The organism is Pseudoalteromonas sp. HL-AS1, from assembly GCF_031198785.1.
GTDB classification, from domain to species: Bacteria; Pseudomonadota; Gammaproteobacteria; order Enterobacterales; family Alteromonadaceae; genus Pseudoalteromonas; species Pseudoalteromonas distincta.
Window position 1 is genome coordinate 2,878,287 of sequence record NZ_CP133569.1, and the last position, 20,461, is coordinate 2,898,747.

Genomic DNA, 20,461 nt, shown 5'->3' on the forward strand with positions numbered 1-20,461 from the left:
TCGGGCTTTGGGTGCTTTATATTTTTTTACTATATCTATAAATGTTGCCTAGTGATCGTGCGCTTCAGCTGACCCTTTAGGGTTACGAATACCTTCTACCATTTCTTGAATTTCAATAGGTGTAGCTTGAGTAAATTTAAGAACAACTGCAGCTACTACAAAGTTAATAATCATACCAATTAAGCCAATACCTTCAGGCGAAATACCTAAAAACCAATGTTCAGGATTATTAAGCTCAGGGCTTACAAACTTGAAGAAGATGATATACGCAGCGGTAAAGCCAATACCCGTTACCATGCCTGCAATTGCGCCCTCTCGGTTCATTGTTTTAGAGAATATACCCATAATAATTGCTGGGAAGAAACTCGCTGCCGCCAAGCCGAATGCAAATGCCACTACCGATGCCACAAATCCAGGCGGGTTAATACCAAAGTATGCGGAGATAACAATAGCGACCATGGCTGCCAACCTCGCTGCAAGTAACTCTTGCTTGTCGGTAATATCGGGCTTGAGGGTTCGCTTGAGTAAATCGTGCGAAACGGAGGTCGAAATAACCAGTAGTAAACCTGCTGTTGTAGACAATGCAGCGGCAATACCACCGGCAGCTACAAGTGCGATTACCCATGCTGGTAAATTAGCAATTTCTGGATTTGCTAATACCATAATGTCGCGGTCTACATTTACTTCGTTAGCACTGTTCGGATCGGTGATTTTACCCGCCGTGTAGAACATTTTGCCATCGCCGTTTTTATCATCAAATGTAATTAAACCTGTGCGTTCCCAGTTTTTAATCCATCCTGGTGCTTCTGCGTAAGCTGTACCGCTACCGTCTTTACCATTAATAGTATCAACCATGTTTACGCGAGCAAAGGCTGCAACCGCAGGTGCTGTAGTATAAACAATCGCGATGAACACAAGAGTCCATGCAGCAGAAATACGTGTGTCTTTTACGCGAGGTACAGTGAAAAAGCGTACAATTACATGTGGTAAACCAGCAGTACCTACCATTAACGCACCAGTAATAGCAAATACGTCAATCATGCTCTTAGAGCCTTCGGTATATTGCGCAAAACCAAGTTCAGCGCTTAAGCCATCTAGTTTATCAAGTACGTATACGCCGTCGCTGCCAATTAATGTGGCACCAAAACCGGTTTGTGGGAAGAAGTGACCCGTCATCATCATCGAGATAAAAATGGCTGGTACAAGGTAGGCAAATACAAGTACACAATACTGCGCTACTTGTGTGTAGGTAATGCCTTTCATGCCGCCAAGTACCGCATAAAAGAATACAATCACCATACCAATGTAAACACCGGTTTCAATTTCTACTTCTAAAAAGCGTGAAAATACCACGCCTACGCCACGCATTTGCCCTGCTATATAAGTGAAACAAATGAATATGGCACAAAAAATAGCAACTAAACGCGCGGTACGTGAATAGTAACGGTCGCCAATAAAGTCTGGCACAGTAAACTTGCCGAATTTACGTAAGTAAGGCGCTAAACACATGGCTAATAGTACATAACCACCTGTCCACCCCATTAAGTAAACACTGCCATCGTAACCTGCAAACGAAATAATACCCGCCATTGAAATAAACGACGCGGCGCTCATCCAATCGGCAGCTGTTGCCATACCATTAGCAAGAGGAGGTACGCCGCCGCCCGCTACATAAAACTCTTTGGTTGAACCCGCTCGGGCCCATATTGCTATGCCGATATAAAGCGCAAAGCTTAAACCAACAATTAAAAACGTGAGTGTTTGAACATCCATTGCTTAGCTCCTATTCGTCTACGCCGTATTTTTTATCTAACGTATTCATTTTGAAAACGTACACAAAAATCAAAGCAACAAAGGTATAAATCGCGCCTTGCTGGGCGAACCAGAAGCCAAGTTTAAACCCAAAAAAACGTACTTCATTAAGTACATCAACCAGTAATATGCCAAAGCCAAAAGACACGACAAACCACACTGCTAACAGTTTAAATAACAGCGAAATGTTTTCTGCCCAATAAGCTTTTGCTTGTTCTTCATCTTTAAAAGCCATTTTTGTTTTCCCCTTTAAGCACCGCAATATCGCGATGAGTGGTTTTTTATCTTCGCTTACCAATTTAGCAACGCTGGTTACATATTGAATTGAGACCATAGTCGTAACAGCTTGTTAACGTTTACGTAAGCTGCATTTATCATTCAAGCGTGTTTTATATATTTTTATATTATTTCAATTGCTTAGGCTGTTTTTGCAAGCTGGCTTTATGATTAAATTGATAAGTTGGTCATTAATGCGACATTAGTCTAATGCTCAAGGGTGTTTTATTTTTACTGTTAATATTCAGTAAGATATAAATAAAATAAAAGTTTTATTTTAAATTCAACCCTCACACTTAACCTCAGTTCTGGTATTGTGTTAATCCCTCATAGGGATGAGGGATTATTTAAAATAATAAGGTTTAATAACAACATGACTGCCGTACTCATTATTGTTGCTTTAAGTTATATAGGTGTGCTGTTTTGGCTTGCCAATTGGGGCGATAAAACAACCCCTTTAGCAAAGCGTATTAGCCATCACCCATTTGTGTATTCACTCTCACTCGGGATTTACTGTACCTCTTGGACTTATTACGGTTCGGTAGGAACAGCCGCCACCAGCAGTTGGAGTTACTTGCCAATATTATTAGGCCCTGCGTTGCTGTTTTTATTCGGCCAAGGATTTTTACGTAAGCTGGTACTGGTAAGTAAAAAACAAAATATAACGACTATTGCTGACTTTATTTCAGCTCGTTACGGCAAACGTCAAACTACAGCAATAATGGTTACTGTAATCGCATTACTGGCAACCATTCCCTACATTGCACTGCAATTAAAAGCGCTTAGTACAAGCTTTTTACTTTTGCAAAACAGTAATAAAATATCCGGCGATATGCTCGCGCTTTCTGCCACACTAATTATGGCTTTATTTGCTATATTTTTTGGTACTCGCAAAGTTGATGTAACTGAATATCGCTCTGGCTTAATGCTCGCTGTTGCATTTGAATCTATGATCAAACTTATTGCTCTTATTGCCGTTGCGGGGCTTGCAGTATTTACACTTTTTAATTTACCCGAAGCCACCACGAACAAAGTAACTGAGTCTATTTGGGGTCACTGGAGCGATTTTAACTTTTTTAGCTTTAACTTTATTGGCCAGTCTTTAATGGCTGCAGCGGCTATTATATGTTTGCCTCGCCAGTTTCATGTAACCGTGGTCGACAACCAAAACAAACGCCACTTACTTACCGCTCGCTGGGCTTTTCCGCTGTATTTACTACTAACAGCCGCAATGATTTTACCTATTGCGACTGCGGCCATTCATCCTGAAATTGGCAGCGGTTATTCACCCGACAGCTTTGTACTTGCCCTACCGCTAATTAACGACAATGCATTCTTAACCACTTTTGTATTTATAGGTGGACTATCTGCCGCCACCGCAATGATAGTGGTAGCAACGCTTACATTAAGCACGATGATTTCAAACGATGTGGTATTGCCGTTAATGCTGCGTAGAAAGTTTAAACGTAACTTAATTACCAGCAGTTATAAGTCTCGTATATTACTTGTAAGGCGCTTTGCTATTGCAGGCATATTAATTTTGGCCTATTTCTATCAGCAATGGTTTGGCCATAGTAGCGCACTGGCCAGTATGGGCTTGGTCGCATTTTCACTTGTTACCCAATTGCTACCCTCTATTGTGGGTGGTTTATATTGGCGAAAAGGTCATGCTTATGGGGTGTATGCGGGTTTGGTAGCAGGCTTTATTTGCTGGATACTATTTTTAATGCTGCCAATACTCGATGCCGGCACAACCCTTGATAGCGAGCTGCAACAAACGCTTATAACGCGTGGAACCTTGATAGCTTTGTTTGCCAATATTGGTTGTTATATTAGTTTTTCACTTGGGGCTGAGGAGCGCTTAATTGATAAAATTCAGGCCGCTGCTTTTGTTAACCCTAAAGATCAGGCTATTTTATCAAGGCGCTTAAATAAAGACGTAAAAGCCACCGTTTACGACTTTAAAATACTACTGCAAACATTTCTAGGTATTCAGCGCAGCCAACAAGTACTGGCCCATTACGCGCTCGCCCATCATTTAAGTGATAACAACGCACACCCAGAGCCTGAATTTATAGCTTACTGCGAACGCGCATTAACGGGCGTGCTTGGTGCATCGTCGGCACAAGCGTTAATACATACGGTATCGTCGGGTAAACGTATGGCGTTTGAGGAAGTAGTAAACTTTTTTGACGAAACCACACAAGCGTTGCAATTTAATCAAAATCTGTTATTTACCTCACTCGAAAATTTAAGCCACGGTATTTCAGTTGTTGATAAAGATTTAAAACTCGTTGCATGGAACAAACGCTACAATGAAATGTTTGGCTACCCTGAAGGCTTTTTAGAAGTAGGCCAACCCATAGAAGACATTATTAGATACAACGCTAACCGTGGTGAATGTGGCCCTGGTGAAATAGAACGCCAAGTAGAAAAACGTGTACAGCATTTAAAATATGGCAGCTCGCATCATTTTATTCGCCACCGTCGTAATGGCCAAGTATACGAAATGATTGGTAATCCGCTGCCCGATGGCGGATTTGTTACCAGCTTTTCAGATATTACAAACCACATAAGTACGCAAAATGCGCTTGAAGAAGTAAACATGGATCTTGAAAACCGCATAGAAGCACGTACTCAAGAAGTGCAAACTATTAATAAAGACTTACAAGCTCAAATAGATAGCCGTGTACAAACTGAGCAGGCACTTACTTTAGCTAAACGAGAAGCAGAGCAAGCCAACGACAGTAAAACGCGCTTTTTAGCACTGGCGAGCCACGACATTTTACAGCCGTTAAATGCAGCACGTTTATACCTTGCCGCCATTGACGAAAAACAGCTCGACAGCACTAACCAAAACAGCTTTGAAAAACTAGGCGATAGTCTCGATTCAACCGTGCATTTAATGTCGGCATTGCTTGAAATAGCTAAGCTTGAGCAAGGCGCTATGACCCCTACCCCTCGCCACTTTTATATTGAAGATATTTTAGCCCCACTACAAAGTGAATACGCTATTTTATCAAGTGATAAAGGCCTTAAGCTTAGTGTGCGTTCAAACCAGCAAATTGTGCACAGCGATATAACCTATCTTCGCCGGATTATTCAAAACTTGGTCTCTAATGCAGTTAAATACACCGATAATGGCCGTGTATTAATTGCCTGTAGGAACCGAAAGCACAATTTACGAATAGAAGTATGGGATACAGGCCCTGGTATTAGCGAAGTAGAGCAAGCTAAAATATTTAACGACTTTTACCGTGTTGAGTCGGGCGATAACAAAGGCGTAGGCTTAGGCTTAGGTGTTGTAAAACGTATGGCTGACTTATTAAGTTTGCCGCTTGATGTGCATTCTGAGCCAAATAAAGGTAGCCGTTTTAGCATTGAGGTACCTTATGGTGACGAGCAGTTTGTACAACAAAAAAGTACTACAAACAGCTTAATAGAAAACCGTGCCGCAATTAATATTGTTGCCGTAGACGACGACCCTGAAAATTTAGCAGCAATGGCAAGCTTACTTAAAAAGTGGCAAGCTAATTACACGCTATTTGATAATGTAAATAATGTACTGGCGCACGCTAAAGAAAACGGTGCACCCGATGTTATTTTAATGGACTACCAATTAGGCAATGACTGCGATGGCATAACGCTAATTAAAACCCTGCGCGAAATTTGGCAAAGCCAAGTGCCCGCTATTTTAATTACCGCAGTGCGCGACACCGAGCTTAAACAAGAAACCAAAGCCGCTAATATTCATTATTTAAGTAAACCAATTAAACCGGGCAAACTAAAGGCACTGCTTAATCACAGTACATAATAAGCGAGTAAAAAGTGATCTAGTTAAAAGTATTCTAGTTAAAAGTATTCTAGTTAAAAGCTATCAAGTAATAGCGTAAAACAAAAAGCCCAGTATCTTCACTGGGCTTTGCTTTATAAAGTGTTCATAAAATTAAACTGGATTTACTTGGCTTCTAAGCTTTTGGAACAACCAACTTAACCCCACCAATGAAAGCCCTAATCCAATAAACGAAAGCGCTTTAAGTAAGCCCTCCAAGTTAGCCATATCAATTAAAAACACTTTAACAATAACGGCAGCGAGTATGCCCAGGCCTACTTTTTGTATTAATAATTGATTTTTTAAATGCCCAAAAATAACAGTACCCGCCCCCAATACTAACCAAATAACAGAGTAACTATAAAGCTCTGCATTACTTGCGCCTTTTGATAAGTAAATATAAGGCCCTTGCCAGTATTGGCGAATAAAGCTGTTTATTGCCAATAATATAAACCCACCCGCAACGGCCAATATAAATGGCGTAGCTTTAGCGTTTATTGGTTTTACAAGCTTGGCCAGCCAAAGCGTTAATCCTGCAGGTACTAACCACAATAGTAATAACCAGTTAAATATTGGCAGCTCACCTATGTAAAGTGATTCAAATAATGGGTTGTCGTCAAGCAGTGTTTTAATAGCAAAAAGCTCTGCTAACCCTACAAGTGCAAAGCCCGCCACTTGGTATAACTTAGCTAAAGTACCGGCAAGTTTTGCTCTGTGTAAATACACACACCCTAATGCCAGCCAGTTACAGGTAAGGAGTATTTGTTCGTAAAAGTTAAGTGAATCAAATTGCGGATAATGCCCTACTAACTGATAACTTGTTTCGGTGGTAATAAAAAGTGCTAAACAATGAAGCGCTGCACCTTCGAGCCATATTTTCAGTTTTGATGAGTCAAAGCACTTAGCTGCGGCAAAAAATAACGCAATACATAACGGGTAAACCACTATGCTCCAATGCAAACCAAATACCGTGAGTCCATCGTAACTTGGCGTCCAAGGTGAAAGCGTAAGGCGCAGTAATAACGCAGCAACCAAGGCTTTTATAGGCCAATGTGGCATAGGCACGCTATAGCGTTTAATAAGTACGCTTATAAGTAATACTTGTACAGCAAGTGCAATGGTTAGGCCGCTGTCACTTAGTAGCATGGTAATTGCTAACGTAATATTGGCATTAGCGCCTACCCAATAAGTAAAACGCTGAAATAGCGTTGTATTATGCTGCGCGAGCTTTATTAAAATAGCGGCGACTACAAACAATACAACGGCCCAAAGTGGATATGCAGTACTTAACGCAAAATTAGGAATAAGCGTATATAAAGTCGCTATCATTACATATACACTAAATGCCCCCGTAATATGAAACGCTAAACGCTTAATCTGTTTTTTACCGTAATAAAGCCCAAAAGCGGTAAGTAACAATCCGAGTAATAAACCCAAACCATACTCATTTTTGAATATAAAGAGTGCGTCATCAAATAGGTTTGGCGAAAGATGCGTGCGTTCAGCGCCTATCACCAATAGCGTTGAAATAACTAACGCTACACCCTGCCAAATATCCCAACGGCTATTTTTAAGGACTAAAAACAACACCAATACAATACTTAACACGCCGATTGCTTGCCACTGCATATCAAAGTGACTGATCAACATAGTAAATATTAAGGGCGCTATAAAAGCGAGTAATAATGCATGATCTGGAAGCACTTTAATTAAGCGTTTTAAACTGTGCGGGCGATGTTCAATAACATTCAGTTTTAGACCTAAGCGCGGTATAGCAATTAACCCTACAATACTAAGTAAAGCAAATGCCCCCATTAACCAAACGGTATTAACTTTAAGTAGCGTAAAACCAACTAAATACCAGCCAATGTGCCCTGCCCATAATAAATACCACAACCAAGCTCGCTGCACTTTATGTGCAACTAACGCAGCCGACAAACTTACAAAACCAACATACATAAATAACGTAAACAAGTTACCGCTGCCTGTATTAACCCATATTGGTACGCTGTAAGCGCCAATAATACCAAGCACGGCCAATAGCGGGCCTAACCTAAGCGCCATCGCGCTTGCACTAATTGCTATAATAGCTAACGCAAAAAATGCCACGGTAGGGCTCAGCATGTCGTAACTGCTGTAAGCTAAAAGCGTTAAAGCAAAACAAGTAATAAACCCGCCACTTGCAAGCGCTGCGGGTATGTAATTATTAAAGCCTTCAAATACAATGCGTTTATGGTGTAAATAAGCTGCGGCTGCAATTAAGCTAAGCCCAAATAATCCACCTAAACTCAGCCTCATTACAGGTGATAGTAATCCCGCTTCTAGGCTGTATTTAGCTAAAAATATGCCCCCAAACGCAAGCGCTATTGCGCCTATCCAGGTCATCCAGTTCTCTTCAAACCCTGCGCGTAATTTATTAAATAGTAATTCTATGGCTGATGCTTCAACTGGTTTGGCTTTTTTAGGAGGCGCTGATGGCTGATTTATTACAGGTGGCGACGCGTTTTGGGACGTTAAGTTTGGCTGTGCTTTATGAGCAATTGGCTCTGATCTTGAAAGCGCTGCCTGAGCAGTAGATGCTTCGCTTTGAGGTTCACTTTGCGATATCGGTTTATGTGTTTGTAAGTGTGTTACTTTGGCCCTTAAAACAGCAACTTCTTGTTTTAATCCATTTAACTGCACTAGCGCTATTAAGCCGCAAATAGCACCGGCAACTACAACCAGTATTACTATAACGGCTAACCCAACTAAATCATCCATGGCACACTCTTATTAATTATTATGCCCTGAGTGTACCTAATTATTAATAAGTAGGTAAATTTTGTTCGATAAAAAAGCCTAAGCACTTAAAGTACTTAGGCTTTACGCTACTTAATATATTTAGGGTTATTCAACACTATCGGTGATAGTGCGCTCTAGGGTCATTTTATAACCTGAGCTTGTTGTTTCATCATGCTCTAAAATCAATATGTAATTACCCTCTTGTGTAAAGTCCATATCGCTTTGTTGAATAAGCACAATTTGCTGACCGTTGTCTTCATATACAGCATAAACAGTGTAAACTTCGTTATCTACAACCTGCTCTTCTTGATCGTATCTATCTAAACCATCAACTACGTTACTGGTGTCATCTACCGTTTCGCCGTTAAGTGTAAAGTACACATCAACATCTGAAACCGATTGTCCTGCATAGCTTTCAATTAGGTTTACAACCGATACCGTATGGCTGTAACTACTTGGCGTTAGGTTTTCTTCAACGCTCATCATACGTAGACCGTTATCAACGTCGTTATAAAAAATACCCACCGCACTTTGCTCACGCTCTAGCGTCATTAAAAAGTTATCGGCAAGCTTTGTGCCTTCTTCGTCGTACATCGCTACGCTGTAACTATTAGGCGAAAGTTCAACATAGTCTGTATACGAATCACTAGCGACTGTATTTGTTGTATTTACAGTTGTGCCACGTGTAGCCGAAAAGCTAACTGGCGAGTAGTCATCAATCGTATTTATAAAACGTAATTGTCCCAACGCAGATTGGTGCTTAAGCTCAGTAACGTAATTATTATCGGTTACTACATCAAGCGTAATACCGCCTTCTTCTGTTGCATAACTTGGGCGGATCATTGCTACATAGCTTGCTTCGTCGTATAAATAGACAGATGACGACTCGTACACAACATCACTGCTGCCCGCTTGAGTTATATAAATAGTGTAATAACCTTCATCAATGCTTTGCAGGTCTAACTCACTTAAATATTGAGCCGATGAAAAAAGTGTCGCGCTTTCAAATACGCCATCATCAGTTGCTAAGTAAATATCGTAGTTAGTGTCTTCCCCTGCAATATTATAAAACCCTAAGTTAAACTCACCCGTATCGCTTGTGATAGGTACGCTAAGCTCTGTAAATGTAGGTTCATCGAAGTTGCCGCTCATTACTACTAACTGTGTTTTGTCACCTTTAATAGAAATTTCTTGGTCGCTAATTGTTATATAGCTGTCGTTAGCATCTAGGTATTCAAAACTCACATCATAAGTACCTGTACTGTAGTTATGGCGAGTAGTTACATCGGCAAAATCAGCGCCTGAACGCTCTGTTTCTTCAACAAACAAACGCGTGTATGGGCTATTGTAAGAGCCGTTATACAATTGGATGTAACCTGTAGAGCTTGAGCTATCATCAGAGCCACAGCCCGACAAAATAGTAATTAGACTTAAGGGTAATGCAGCTTTTAAAAGGGAGTTGGTCATTAAGGTTATTCCTTATTATTAATATCTCCATTATGACCCAAACATTCTATTTTAATTTCATGATTTACAAAGCATTACCCTCACTGACATTTCCTTACGAAAACGTTAAAAAGTGTAGTAAATGTGCAAACAATAAGGACGTGTTTTTATATAATTAAAAACGCTTACGGGGCAACTTCAAAACGATCTCGACCATTCTTTTTAGCTAAATATAAAGCTTGGTCAGCGCGTTTCATTACTTTATCTAAAGGCTCATTAGGCGTTTGCATTGCAACACCTATGCTTACTGTTAAGTGGCGAGAATTTTGAACATTTATGGTGTGCGCAATGGTAATTAATTGTTTTGAAAAATCACACGCTTGCATCATATTATTTGTAGGCAAGTAGCCGCCAAACTCTTCACCGCCGAGGCGAGCAAATTTGTTTTTATACGTAAAAGCATTGTCGTATTTAGTTGCTAGTTCTTTAAGCACTACATCACCTACATCATGACCAAATTCATCATTAATTGCTTTAAAGTGGTCTATATCGATAATTAAAATAACGAAAGGTGAGAGCTGAGCATCTTTAGCATGCTGATAAAAATAACGTCTGTTATGCACCTTAGTTAAATCGTCAATGATTAGCTCACGCGCTAATCGGTTATTGATACTTTGTACAAAGCGCATCGTTTTAAATAAACCATAGGAAGTTAAAAGCATGCCGCTGGTTCTGCATAAGTCTTCAAAATAAATACTTACCCAGTAAGGCTGCACAACTAACTCATCTAGTACATCAGCAGTAGCTCCAATACTCCAAAGTAATAAACCTAAACTAGAAAAAATATATGCCTGCTTAGATAGTTCAGAGCATTGGACCATCCAAAATAAAAATACAAGTACAATTAAATTAATAAAATCGGTGGTAAAACCGTAAACATTATTTTGAACTTGCAAGGGAGGGAAGTTAGTTAGGGAGTAGGCTGAAAAAATAGCAATATAGATCAATAAAGCTAAACTTAAAACTTTATTGATCAAAGGCATTTTATAAAAATTAGAAAGTTTAACGGTAAGTTTTACAGTTTCAATCATATTAATTGCTAGGTTTTTCAGTACTTCATTTAAAAACTATAGCACAATAATAAAAACCCTCGCGAAGATAAAACCCACAATAACCCCCAAATTTATACTTAAACTACGGTACTAAGTCCCCACAATCCCAACACTAAAATAGTAATGCCAATCATAGCCTTAGTTTTATGTTTGCTAATGATTCGCTCTGCTTCATTACCTGCATAATAAACAATAATGGCCAAGCCAAAGTAACGAATAGAACGCGCGATACCCGAAGCCAATAAAAATAGCCAAATAGAGTACTTAGTCGCGCCTGCTGCAAGCATCGCTATTTGAAACGGAATTGGCACAATGCCAAGCGTTATAACAAACCAAAAACCTTGGTCTTGCATTTGCTGCTTAACGTTTTCAAATTGCTCAGGGCTCGAAAACGTATTAATAATCCAATCACCAACCGCATCAAATAAATAATAACCCAACGCATAACCAAACAATGCACCCACTATGCAACCTAAAGTCGCCATTAACGCGATAAGCCATAGCTTCTCTCTACGAGCTTGCATTAGCGGTACTAATACAGCCTCAAGTGGAATAGGAACTATGGTTGACTCTAAAAACGACGCCACTGTAATACCGCTAAGCATATGCTTAGAATCAATAAAATTACGTGTTTTTTCTTTTAGCTTTTTTTGAATGGCCATAGTAAATCCTTTTCACTTATAAATAAGAACAAGAGTATTCAATGAGCTAATAATTACATATTTAGGTTAATACACGCTGAAAACAGTGTACTAAATTTATCAGGTTCTATTGCATTAACAAATTAGTAATATCTATAATAATATTTTATTATGTGCGCATGTAGTTAGATTCCCTATCACAGTAGTTATTAATTTATGCAAAGTGCGCGTTTTATTCCCTTTAGAAAGCAAGATATTGTTGATATGTGTAGCCAAGAGCTCAATAACAACACACAACAAACATCGTTTAAACAATTTTGCGATTTACTAGCAAGCCTTATTCATTACGATTACCACGCAACACTTGAATCACTTAAAAACAACTACGCCCCTTTTGATCCCAACAGTGACACGCGATCGTTAGCGCCAGTATCGGCTGATCAAAAAGCGCAGTGCCAACGTGAGTTTGCTAAAGATTTTGCCAAGGTGCTTAATGCCGCTAATTTTGAAGTGATCACCAATGAAGACTTACAAGATGCATTAAATGAAGAGTCGCTATTTAAGGTGCGCCTTGAAGTTGAATTTGACGACTTTGAAGAAGTCGTATTTTATCGCCGTGGCGAGTCGCAACTTACTGAAACGATTACCAGCTTTTGGGGCCTTCGTAAAAAGCCGCTGCACTTTACTAATTACGACCGTGTTGCTGTGTTTATTCGCTTTAAAGATAGCGCTTATTTTAAAGCTAAAAATAAAACGCCAATGGGATTTGAGCCAAGTTCAACCATAGTAAAGCTGTTTCAAAATGTACCAAAGGCCGATCTCGAAATGCTATTTCCTAATAGTGAAGTACGCATGCGCCCTATCGATAAAGCAATTATTGGCTCATCGGCTTTAGTTGGCGGTGCAGTGGTACTTATTACCAAACTTGGTGCATCAATTGTATTATTGCTTGCTCTGTTTGCTTTTTGGGGTGGCTTTAGAAGTGAAGCTGTAGAAATGACCCAACAACATTTTATTACCTTTGCTATTGGCATGGGAGTATTTGGCAGCTTTATTTTTAAAGAATGGAGTAAGTTTAAAAACCGTAAAATTAAATTTATGAAAGCGCTTAGCGATAATCTCTACTTTAAAAACCTCGATAACAACGCGGGTGTTTTTCACACGCTTATTGATGCTGCCGAGGAAGAAGACATAAAAGAAGCCCTGCTTGCGTATACCTTTTTATTAAAATCAGAAAGCGGCTTAACCGCACAAACGCTTGATGAACAAATAGAGCATTGGTTTAAAAGCAAATACCAGTGCGATCTTGATTTTGAAATTAGCGACGCACTTGAAAAGCTCGTTCGCATGCGTTTAGTAACGTGTAGTAACGAAATAGAAGGTAATGAAGTGTATAGCGCGCTAAGTTTAGACCATGCAAAAGCTATTTTAGATGAACGTTGGGATAACCTGTTTCAATATAATTAATGTAGTATTTTTGCTAAATAATTACCCAAATAAAAAGCAGCTGTAAGTACAGCTGCTTTTTTGATTACATTATTAATAGCTAATACTTAAGCTAATTCAGCTTCTGCTTTTTTAGTAAATTTAGAATGCACTAATTTATAAAGTGCAGGCAATATTAATAGCGTAAGTAGAGTTGATGAAATAATACCGCCAACTACAACCGTAGCCAGTGGTCTTTGTAGCTCAGCGCCTGTACCAGTATTTAGCGCCATAGGAATAAACCCTAAGCTTGCCACTAAAGCGGTCATTAATACTGGACGCAAGCGCGAAAGTGCACCAGTTTGTATCGCATCAATTAAACTAAGTCCATCGGCTCTTAATTGTTTAATAAACGACAGCATAACCACACCGTTTAATACGGCAACACCACTTAGCGCGATAAAGCCAACGCCTGCCGATATTGATAACGGCATATCGCGTAGCAATAACGCAAGCACGCCACCGGTAAGCGCAAGTGGTACGCCGCTAAATATAATTAACGAATCACGAAGTGAATTAAACGCGCTGTAAAGCAGTCCAAATATAAGCAATAAAGTAACTGGCACCACCAGCGATAGCCGCTTACTTGCTGATTCTAACTGTTCAAACGTGCCGCCATATTCAATCCAATAACCACTTGGTAAATTAAGATCTGAATTTAAAGCCGCCTGCGCATCACTTACAAAGCTTGCTAAATCGCGCCCCTCTACATTTGCAGTTACCACTACGTTACGTTTGCCGCTTTCACGGTTTATTTGATTAGGCCCTTTTTCAATGCTGATTGTCGCCACTTCGCCAAGCGGTACAAATGCAAGATCTGGGTTAGCACTTTTTGGCACTGCCACCGGCAAACGCGCAAGCTGTGTTATATCGCTCGACCAACGTTCATCCAAACGCACTAATAACGAAAAGCGTTTATCGCCCTCAAAAATAAGCCCTGTTTGCACACCGCCTACCGCAGCGCTCACACTTTGCTGTATATCGGTTACGGTTAAACCTAGTAGCGCCATATGATCGCGAAGCGGCGTTACAGAAAGCGTTGGCAAACCTTCCATTTGTTCAAGGCGTACATCGGTTGCACCGGTTATGTTTTGCACCAAGGCTGTGGCTTTTTCGCCGTACTGTTTTAATGTTGATAAGTCATCGCCATAAATACGCACTGCAACATCGGCGCGTACACCGGCTATTAACTCGTTAAAGCGCATTTCTATCGGCTGCGTAAATTCATAGTTATTACCTGGCACTTCATTTACTAAATGGCGAATTTGCTTAACGAGCTCTTCTTTAGATAAAGTAGGATTTGGCCATTGATCGCGCGGTTTTAACATTAAAAAAGTGTCGGCAACGTTAGGTGGCATCGGATCGTTTGCTACATCGGGCGTACCAATTTTTGAAAATACTTTTTCAACTTCAGGTATGGCTAAAATGGCTTGCTCTAGCTCTTTTTGCATTTTTACCGATTGCTCAATACCGGTACCGGTAATACGCAGTGCATGCATGGCTATATCGCCTTCATCTAGCTGCGGTAAAAACTCAGCGCCCATATTTTTAACTTTAAAGCCAAGTGCAATCACTAAAATACCCGCAATACATACCATCACCCACGGTAACTTAAGCGATAGACCAAGTAGCGGTTTATAGCCTTTTTTAATACCACGCATAACTGCATTTTCGCTTTCACTCACCTTGCCACGTACGAATACCGCAATAGCGGCAGGTACAAAGGTAACGGCAAAAATAAGTGCGCCAACTAGTGCTGCAACAACGGTAAATGCCATTGGCTGAAACATTTTGCCCTCAACCCCGCTCAGTGCAAATAACGGTAAATACACCAGCATAATAATTAAAATGCCAAATACTGCAGGGCTGAACACTTCTTTAGTGGCGGCGGTTACCACATTTAAACGCTCGTTTAATGTAAGCAACCTGCCATGTTTATGCTGAGCCATACCGAGTTGACGCAGGCAGTTTTCAACCACAATAACAGCGCCATCAACAATTAAACCAAAGTCGATTGCGCCTAGACTCATTAAATTACCCGATACCCGATTACCCACCATGCCTGTAATGGCAAATAACATACTAAGCGGAATAACCATTGCCGTAATCAATGCGCCAGTTACGTTACCCAGTAGTAGCAGTAAAATAACAACCACTAATACAGCACCTTCGAACAGATTAGTTTTTACAGTTTCTATGGTTTTATCAACAAGGGTTGTACGGTCATAAACAGCCTCAACCACAACACCTTCAGGCAAGCTTAGCTGTACGTCTTTGAGTTTATCTGCCATGGCTTTTGCAACTACGCGGCTGTTTTCGCCAATTAGCATCATGGCAGTACCGAGTACGGTTTCTTCACCGTTATAAGTGGCTGCGCCTGTTCTGAGCTCTTTTCCTAAACGCACGTTAGCCACATCCTTTATGCGAACGGGTGCATCATCTCGCTTAGCAACAACCGTGTTGGCTATATCATCAATGCTTTTTAATTGCCCTGGTGAGCGCACTAAATATTGCCCATCAAAGCGCTCTATAAACCCCGCACCTTGATTGCTGTTATTTAATTTAAGAGCAGTAATAACATCGCTTAGCGTGAGCTTGTAAGCGAGTAGTTTTTCGGGCATTGGCGCTACTTGGTACTGGCGCTCAAAGCCACCTTGGCTGTTTATTTCGGTAACGCCTTTCACTTTTAAAAGCTGCGGGCGAATAACCCAATCTTGCAAAGTACGTAAGTCTTCAGCGCTAAATAGGGTTCCATCGTCTTTTAATGCGCCTTTATTTGCATGCACCGAGTAAGTAAAAATCTCCCCTAGACCACTGGCAATTGGCCCTAAGTTTGGCTCAATATTGGCAGGTAAGTCTGAGCGAATACTTTGAATACGCTCACTAATTTGCTGGCGCGCCCAATAAATATCGGTGCCTTCGTTAAAAATAACGGTTACTTGCGAGAGCCCATAACGCGAAATCGAACGAGTATAATCAAGCTTTGGTATGCCCGCCATCGCAGTTTCGATTAAATAGGTAATGCGCTGCTCGCTCTCAAGCGGAGTAAAACCAGGCGCTTTGGTATTTATTTGCACTTGCACGTTAGTAATATCGGGTACGGCATCAACCGCTAAGTTTTGCGTGTTGTATACGCCAAACCCTGCAAATAAAAGCGTGAGCGCAAGCACCATCATGCGGCGTTTAACCGCAAAAGAAACTATCCAGTTAATCATGCTGCCTCCTAGTGTGAGTGGCTTGCGCCGCTTTTTAAAATATCTGCTTTTATTACATAACTATTCTCAGTTACGTACTCACTATTAACAGAAAGTCCTTCTAACACTTCAACCCATTCACTATTTTTAGCACCGAGCTTTACAGGGCGTACTTCAAAAACATTACCGCTTTTAATAAACACACTGGGCTTACCATTAAACTCTTGAACAGCAGTGGCTTTTACACGCACGGCCGCATTTATATTTGCAGTGCTAATGTCACTATTAACGTGCATGCCCGGTCGCCAATGTCCGTCTGGATTTTTAAGCTCAACCCGAGCGCGCGCAATATGCCCGCCGCTCATCATGGGCGCGATAAAAAACACCTCGCCTTGTGCGTTTAAATGATGGTGTAAGTCGTACACTTTTGCGTTTTGCCCTATGGCTAGCTTTTCAATGTTTTCAGGAAATGCAGATAATTCTACCCATACCGTTTTTAGATTCACTATTTGCATTAGCGCACTACTGGCAAGTTCGCCGCGCTTTAAATATTGATCGGTAATAACACCGGTTATGGGGCTTTTTATGATGTAATTTTGTAGGGTTTCACGGTTAGTTACGCTTGCAAGCTTGTCGCCTTTTTTAACGTTTTGACCAATGCTGACAAATATATCGTTAACTAAACCGGTGTAAGGCGCCATTACTTCAACAGTGCCGTGCGCTGTTGGCGCTATTACACCAAATAAAGTATCGGTGAGCTCAACTGTGCCTGACTGAGCAAGTTGGGTTTTAATACCTGCGCGCTCAATTGCTTGCTCGCTTAATGTGGTGCGCCCTTCTTCTTGCTCATAATGATAATTTATTTTAGCCCCTTTATACTTAGCCATAACATCAAGCTTAAAAGAATGCGGTTCGTTTACGCTCACTGTGCTTACTAAATAGCTCTCTTCAGCTTTAAAGCGAACAAGCTCTGGTTTTTCACTTAAACGCTGCACATTAATAGTTACGCTTAACTGGTTTATATCAACGGCTTTATTGTTATCAAAACCATATATTCGCAGCTCGGTATTGCCTGCAAATTGCGTTAATTTAAGCTCTAAATCAAGTTTGTTATTGGTTAGTAAAAATCCGCCGTGAGGACCTTTTTCTGCGTGTTCATCTTTATGACCTTCTTCATGACCTTCTTTGTGATTGTCGTCAGATGCTATAGCCGTGCTACTAAATAGCGGGAATGCAAACAGCTGCGTAATTAATAATGCAATAAGTGTTTTGTTCATAATTGTTCAGTCTCAATTAAAGATTGGCCAGTTAAACGCTCTAGGGTAAGTAGCACTTGATAAAGCTCGCTATGAGTGATGATAAGTGCGCGTTTAGAATCAAATAAAGCTTGTTGAGCGTCGAGTAATTGCAATACCGAAATTTGCCCTTGCTGATAACTTTTTAAGCTTTGCTTTATAAGCGTTTGCGCCTGTGGAATTACCTGCTGTGTTAACAGCTGTGCTTGTGCAATTTTGCCTTTGTAATAAGCATAAAGCGTACGTACTTGTAGGCGAAGTTGAATACGTAACTGCCCTTGCTGCTCATTCAGCAGTGCAAGCTGGCTTTGAGCCGCTTCAATATTACCACTGTTAGAATTACTCAGTTGCAGTGGCATAGAAAACGAAAATACAAACGAGCTAGCATCTGTTTGTTGGTTATAACGTACGCCGCCGCTAAGTGTTAAATCACTTTCCCCGTTTGATTTTTGTAGCGATAAGTTAGCCGTTTGCTGCATATATTGCTGCTGTAACAAAGCAAAGTCTGGTGCTGTATTTACCGCATCAAGTAATGCTTGCTCACTTTTAAGCTCTGTAACTGTAGATAAATCCCCAGCATAATAATCACTGAGTAATTGCTCTTGCCAAAGCTCATTTAGTGCTAAGCGCGAGCGCTCAAATTCACTTTGTAGCATTACGGTGTTTAGATCTACTTGGCTTAATGCGTAGCGCATACGTGTTACATCAGCTTGTGAAACTGCGCCCGCTTCAGCGCGTTTTTCTATTGCCTTAAGCGCCTGCTTAACAGTACTTTTACGCTCACTATTTAAAGCTATTAACGCCTGAAACTTAAGTACTTGGTAATAACGCTCAGTAGTAGTAGCAAAAAGCGCTAAGCGCGTATTTTTATACTCAATTGTTTGCGCTTTTATGTTTGTAGTCGCGTAATTAACGCGATTTTGACGCTTATCGCCAAGCTCTATTAATTGACTCAGTGCAAGTGTGTACTGCGCCCCCGAAAATGCATGGGAGCCGTGGGTCCCTAAAAAATTTTCAGCTTCAAAACTCATCTCTGGATTAGGTGCAAGCGCAGCCTGGGTTTTAAGCGCACTCAATATTTTTTGATGATAAGGGTAGCGTTTAAGCTGTAAATTTTGCTGCTCAGTATTTGTAAGCGCTTGCTTAAGGGTTAATACTTTTTGATTTTCGCTGTTAGCAAATGCGCTAAATACAGGCAATACGCACATTAGTGCCACCAGCATTATTGGTTTTTTATTCATATAGCGTGTCCGTTTTTAACAAACAGTGGGTGTTTTACAAATCGTAAGCACCCTAAATAGGCAAAATAGTACCTTTAACGCATATAAGCGCAGGCAATAAAATGCACTGAAATTATCTAAAAAATAATTAAACTAGCTAAGTGAATTAGGTGGCGGAACATCTGGCGGATAATTTAAGCCTTTGTAACAAGCAGGCTGCGTTGCTTGGCTTTGCTCAGGACTTATTGGATGATTTAGCGTACTGTAGTAACCACAGTGGCAATGTTGATGGGCATGAATTTCAGTAGGTGATTGAGCGTCTTCATCTTCTAAACTTGTTTGAGAATGAATATGGGTAACGTGATCGACTTCTTCTTGTAAATGATACACGGCCGCGTCACAGCTAATAAAGCTGTGTACAAGCACTAGGAGTATCACGACTAAAAAGTAGTTTGAGCGCATTGCGACCTATAAAATCCAAAAATACAATTAACAACGCACGCACAATACATTAAACACTTCAAAAAGTAACGAGCTACTTTCTATACATTGATGGCGACATACCCACCGACTTCTTAAAACGTTTGGAAAAAATAAAAATATTAGAATACCCCACATAACTTGCCACATGAGAAATTGGCCAAGCCGTGTTTAACAATAAGTTTTTAGCCCGTTCAATGCGTAAATAAATAAGTTGTTGTATTGGGCTTTTACCAAATTGCGCTTGGCATAAACGATGCAAATGCGGCGATGAGTAATGCACATGTTCGCACATTACCTCTATTGTCCAATTGAACTGCAAGCGCTTGTCTACCTCTTCAAACAAACTAATTAAACGGTTATGCGCCGCACCCTGTGAGTTATTTTGCAGCGTAGCATTTAAGTAATGACTTAAAATAGGCATGACGCTTTCGCGTAAATTAGCATTAGGCTCGCTATATAAAAGCTCCATAGCCAGGTGTAACGGCTCAAGCTTTTGATCGGTTAACACCAATGCTTGCGCTAAGTTTAAATGTTGCCAACGTTTAGTGTTTGCAAGGTTTAACCAAATAATATCCCAATGTTCAGCATCAATTTTAACTTCAAAGCTTTGCTTAGCGGGTAGCACAATAAGTGTATTGGCATTGAGCGTGTACTGCTCATTTTGTGTGGTTAATTTACCCTGCCCCGCGAGCGTATAAAAAAGTGTATGTTCTAATGGCGCTGTACGTGCTACGCAATAACGACCCGATAGGTTTGAGCAACCCGCAAGTGCTATTTCAAGGTTTGGCATTTGCGCGAGCGTTTGTGAATCAATAAAGCGTTCTATACAACGCGGACCAATATCGAGTATGTCTTTAATGTTATAGCGCATAATTACAATGATA

General features: G+C 40.5%; 13 protein-coding genes. 2 read left to right on the top strand and 11 right to left on the bottom strand.

Features of this window, described 5'->3' with window-relative positions; all coding sequences use genetic code 11:
• Window positions 1–48 precede the first annotated feature (48 nt).
• Together RB214_RS13360 and RB214_RS13365 are read right to left on the bottom strand one after the other, a co-directional pair.
• On the bottom strand, window positions 49–1,773 hold the full coding sequence (locus tag RB214_RS13360; RefSeq protein ID WP_002961534.1) for a sodium:solute symporter family protein: 1,725 nt from the start codon (window positions 1,771–1,773) through the stop codon (window positions 49–51).
• A gap of 10 nt (window positions 1,774–1,783) precedes the next feature.
• Window positions 1,784–2,047, bottom strand: a complete 264-nt coding sequence (locus RB214_RS13365; RefSeq protein WP_002961535.1) for a DUF4212 domain-containing protein — start codon at window positions 2,045–2,047, stop codon at window positions 1,784–1,786.
• A gap of 414 nt (window positions 2,048–2,461) precedes the next feature.
• Between RB214_RS13365 and RB214_RS13370 the strand changes: the two genes are divergently transcribed.
• Window positions 2,462–5,902 (top strand): PAS-domain containing protein, encoded by a 3,441-nt coding sequence (locus RB214_RS13370; protein WP_309167459.1) that lies wholly within the window; start codon window positions 2,462–2,464, stop codon window positions 5,900–5,902.
• 132 nt (window positions 5,903–6,034) lie between these two features.
• Here the strand turns inward: RB214_RS13370 and RB214_RS13375 are convergent, their stop codons facing one another.
• The 4 genes from RB214_RS13375 to RB214_RS13390 all read right to left on the bottom strand — a co-directional run bounded on the left by RB214_RS13375 (window position 6,035) and on the right by RB214_RS13390 (window position 11,921).
• Window positions 6,035–8,680: a DUF2339 domain-containing protein gene (locus RB214_RS13375; RefSeq protein WP_309167462.1), complete on the bottom strand. Its 2,646-nt coding sequence runs from the start codon at window positions 8,678–8,680 to the stop codon at window positions 6,035–6,037.
• Window positions 8,681–8,806: 126 nt separating this feature from the next.
• The gene (locus RB214_RS13380; RefSeq protein ID WP_076925304.1) at window positions 8,807–10,168 is read right to left on the bottom strand and encodes a hypothetical protein; all 1,362 of its coding nucleotides are present in this window, start codon (window positions 10,166–10,168) and stop codon (window positions 8,807–8,809) included.
• Window positions 10,169–10,332: 164 nt separating this feature from the next.
• Complete coding sequence (locus RB214_RS13385) at window positions 10,333–11,238, bottom strand: GGDEF domain-containing protein (RefSeq protein ID WP_024605788.1); 906 nt, start codon at window positions 11,236–11,238, stop codon at window positions 10,333–10,335.
• A 98-nt stretch (window positions 11,239–11,336) separates the two neighbouring features.
• Entirely contained in the window at window positions 11,337–11,921 is a 585-nt protein-coding gene (locus tag RB214_RS13390) for a YqaA family protein (RefSeq protein WP_024600650.1), read from the bottom strand.
• Between the two features lie 195 nt (window positions 11,922–12,116).
• Between RB214_RS13390 and RB214_RS13395 the strand changes: the two genes are divergently transcribed.
• Window positions 12,117–13,367 (top strand): TMEM143 family protein, encoded by a 1,251-nt coding sequence (locus RB214_RS13395; protein WP_309167469.1) that lies wholly within the window; start codon window positions 12,117–12,119, stop codon window positions 13,365–13,367.
• Window positions 13,368–13,453: 86 nt separating this feature from the next.
• Here the strand turns inward: RB214_RS13395 and RB214_RS13400 are convergent, their stop codons facing one another.
• From RB214_RS13400 to RB214_RS13420, 5 genes are all read right to left on the bottom strand, one after another.
• On the bottom strand, window positions 13,454–16,600 hold the full coding sequence (locus RB214_RS13400; RefSeq protein ID WP_309167470.1) for a CusA/CzcA family heavy metal efflux RND transporter: 3,147 nt from the start codon (window positions 16,598–16,600) through the stop codon (window positions 13,454–13,456).
• An 8-nt stretch (window positions 16,601–16,608) separates the two neighbouring features.
• A complete protein-coding gene (locus tag RB214_RS13405) occupies window positions 16,609–17,856 on the bottom strand; it encodes an efflux RND transporter periplasmic adaptor subunit (protein WP_309167472.1) in 1,248 nt (415 codons plus the stop codon).
• Window positions 17,853–19,115, bottom strand: coding sequence for a TolC family protein (locus RB214_RS13410; RefSeq protein ID WP_309167474.1), 1,263 nt, complete (start codon window positions 19,113–19,115; stop codon window positions 17,853–17,855). Before RB214_RS13410 ends, RB214_RS13405 begins: the two co-directional genes overlap by 4 nt.
• A gap of 132 nt (window positions 19,116–19,247) precedes the next feature.
• Window positions 19,248–19,556 (bottom strand): hypothetical protein, encoded by a 309-nt coding sequence (locus RB214_RS13415; RefSeq protein WP_024600694.1) that lies wholly within the window; start codon window positions 19,554–19,556, stop codon window positions 19,248–19,250.
• 73 nt (window positions 19,557–19,629) lie between these two features.
• The gene (locus RB214_RS13420) at window positions 19,630–20,448 is read right to left on the bottom strand and encodes a helix-turn-helix domain-containing protein (protein WP_197186104.1); all 819 of its coding nucleotides are present in this window, start codon (window positions 20,446–20,448) and stop codon (window positions 19,630–19,632) included.
• Window positions 20,449–20,461: the final 13 nt, after the last annotated feature.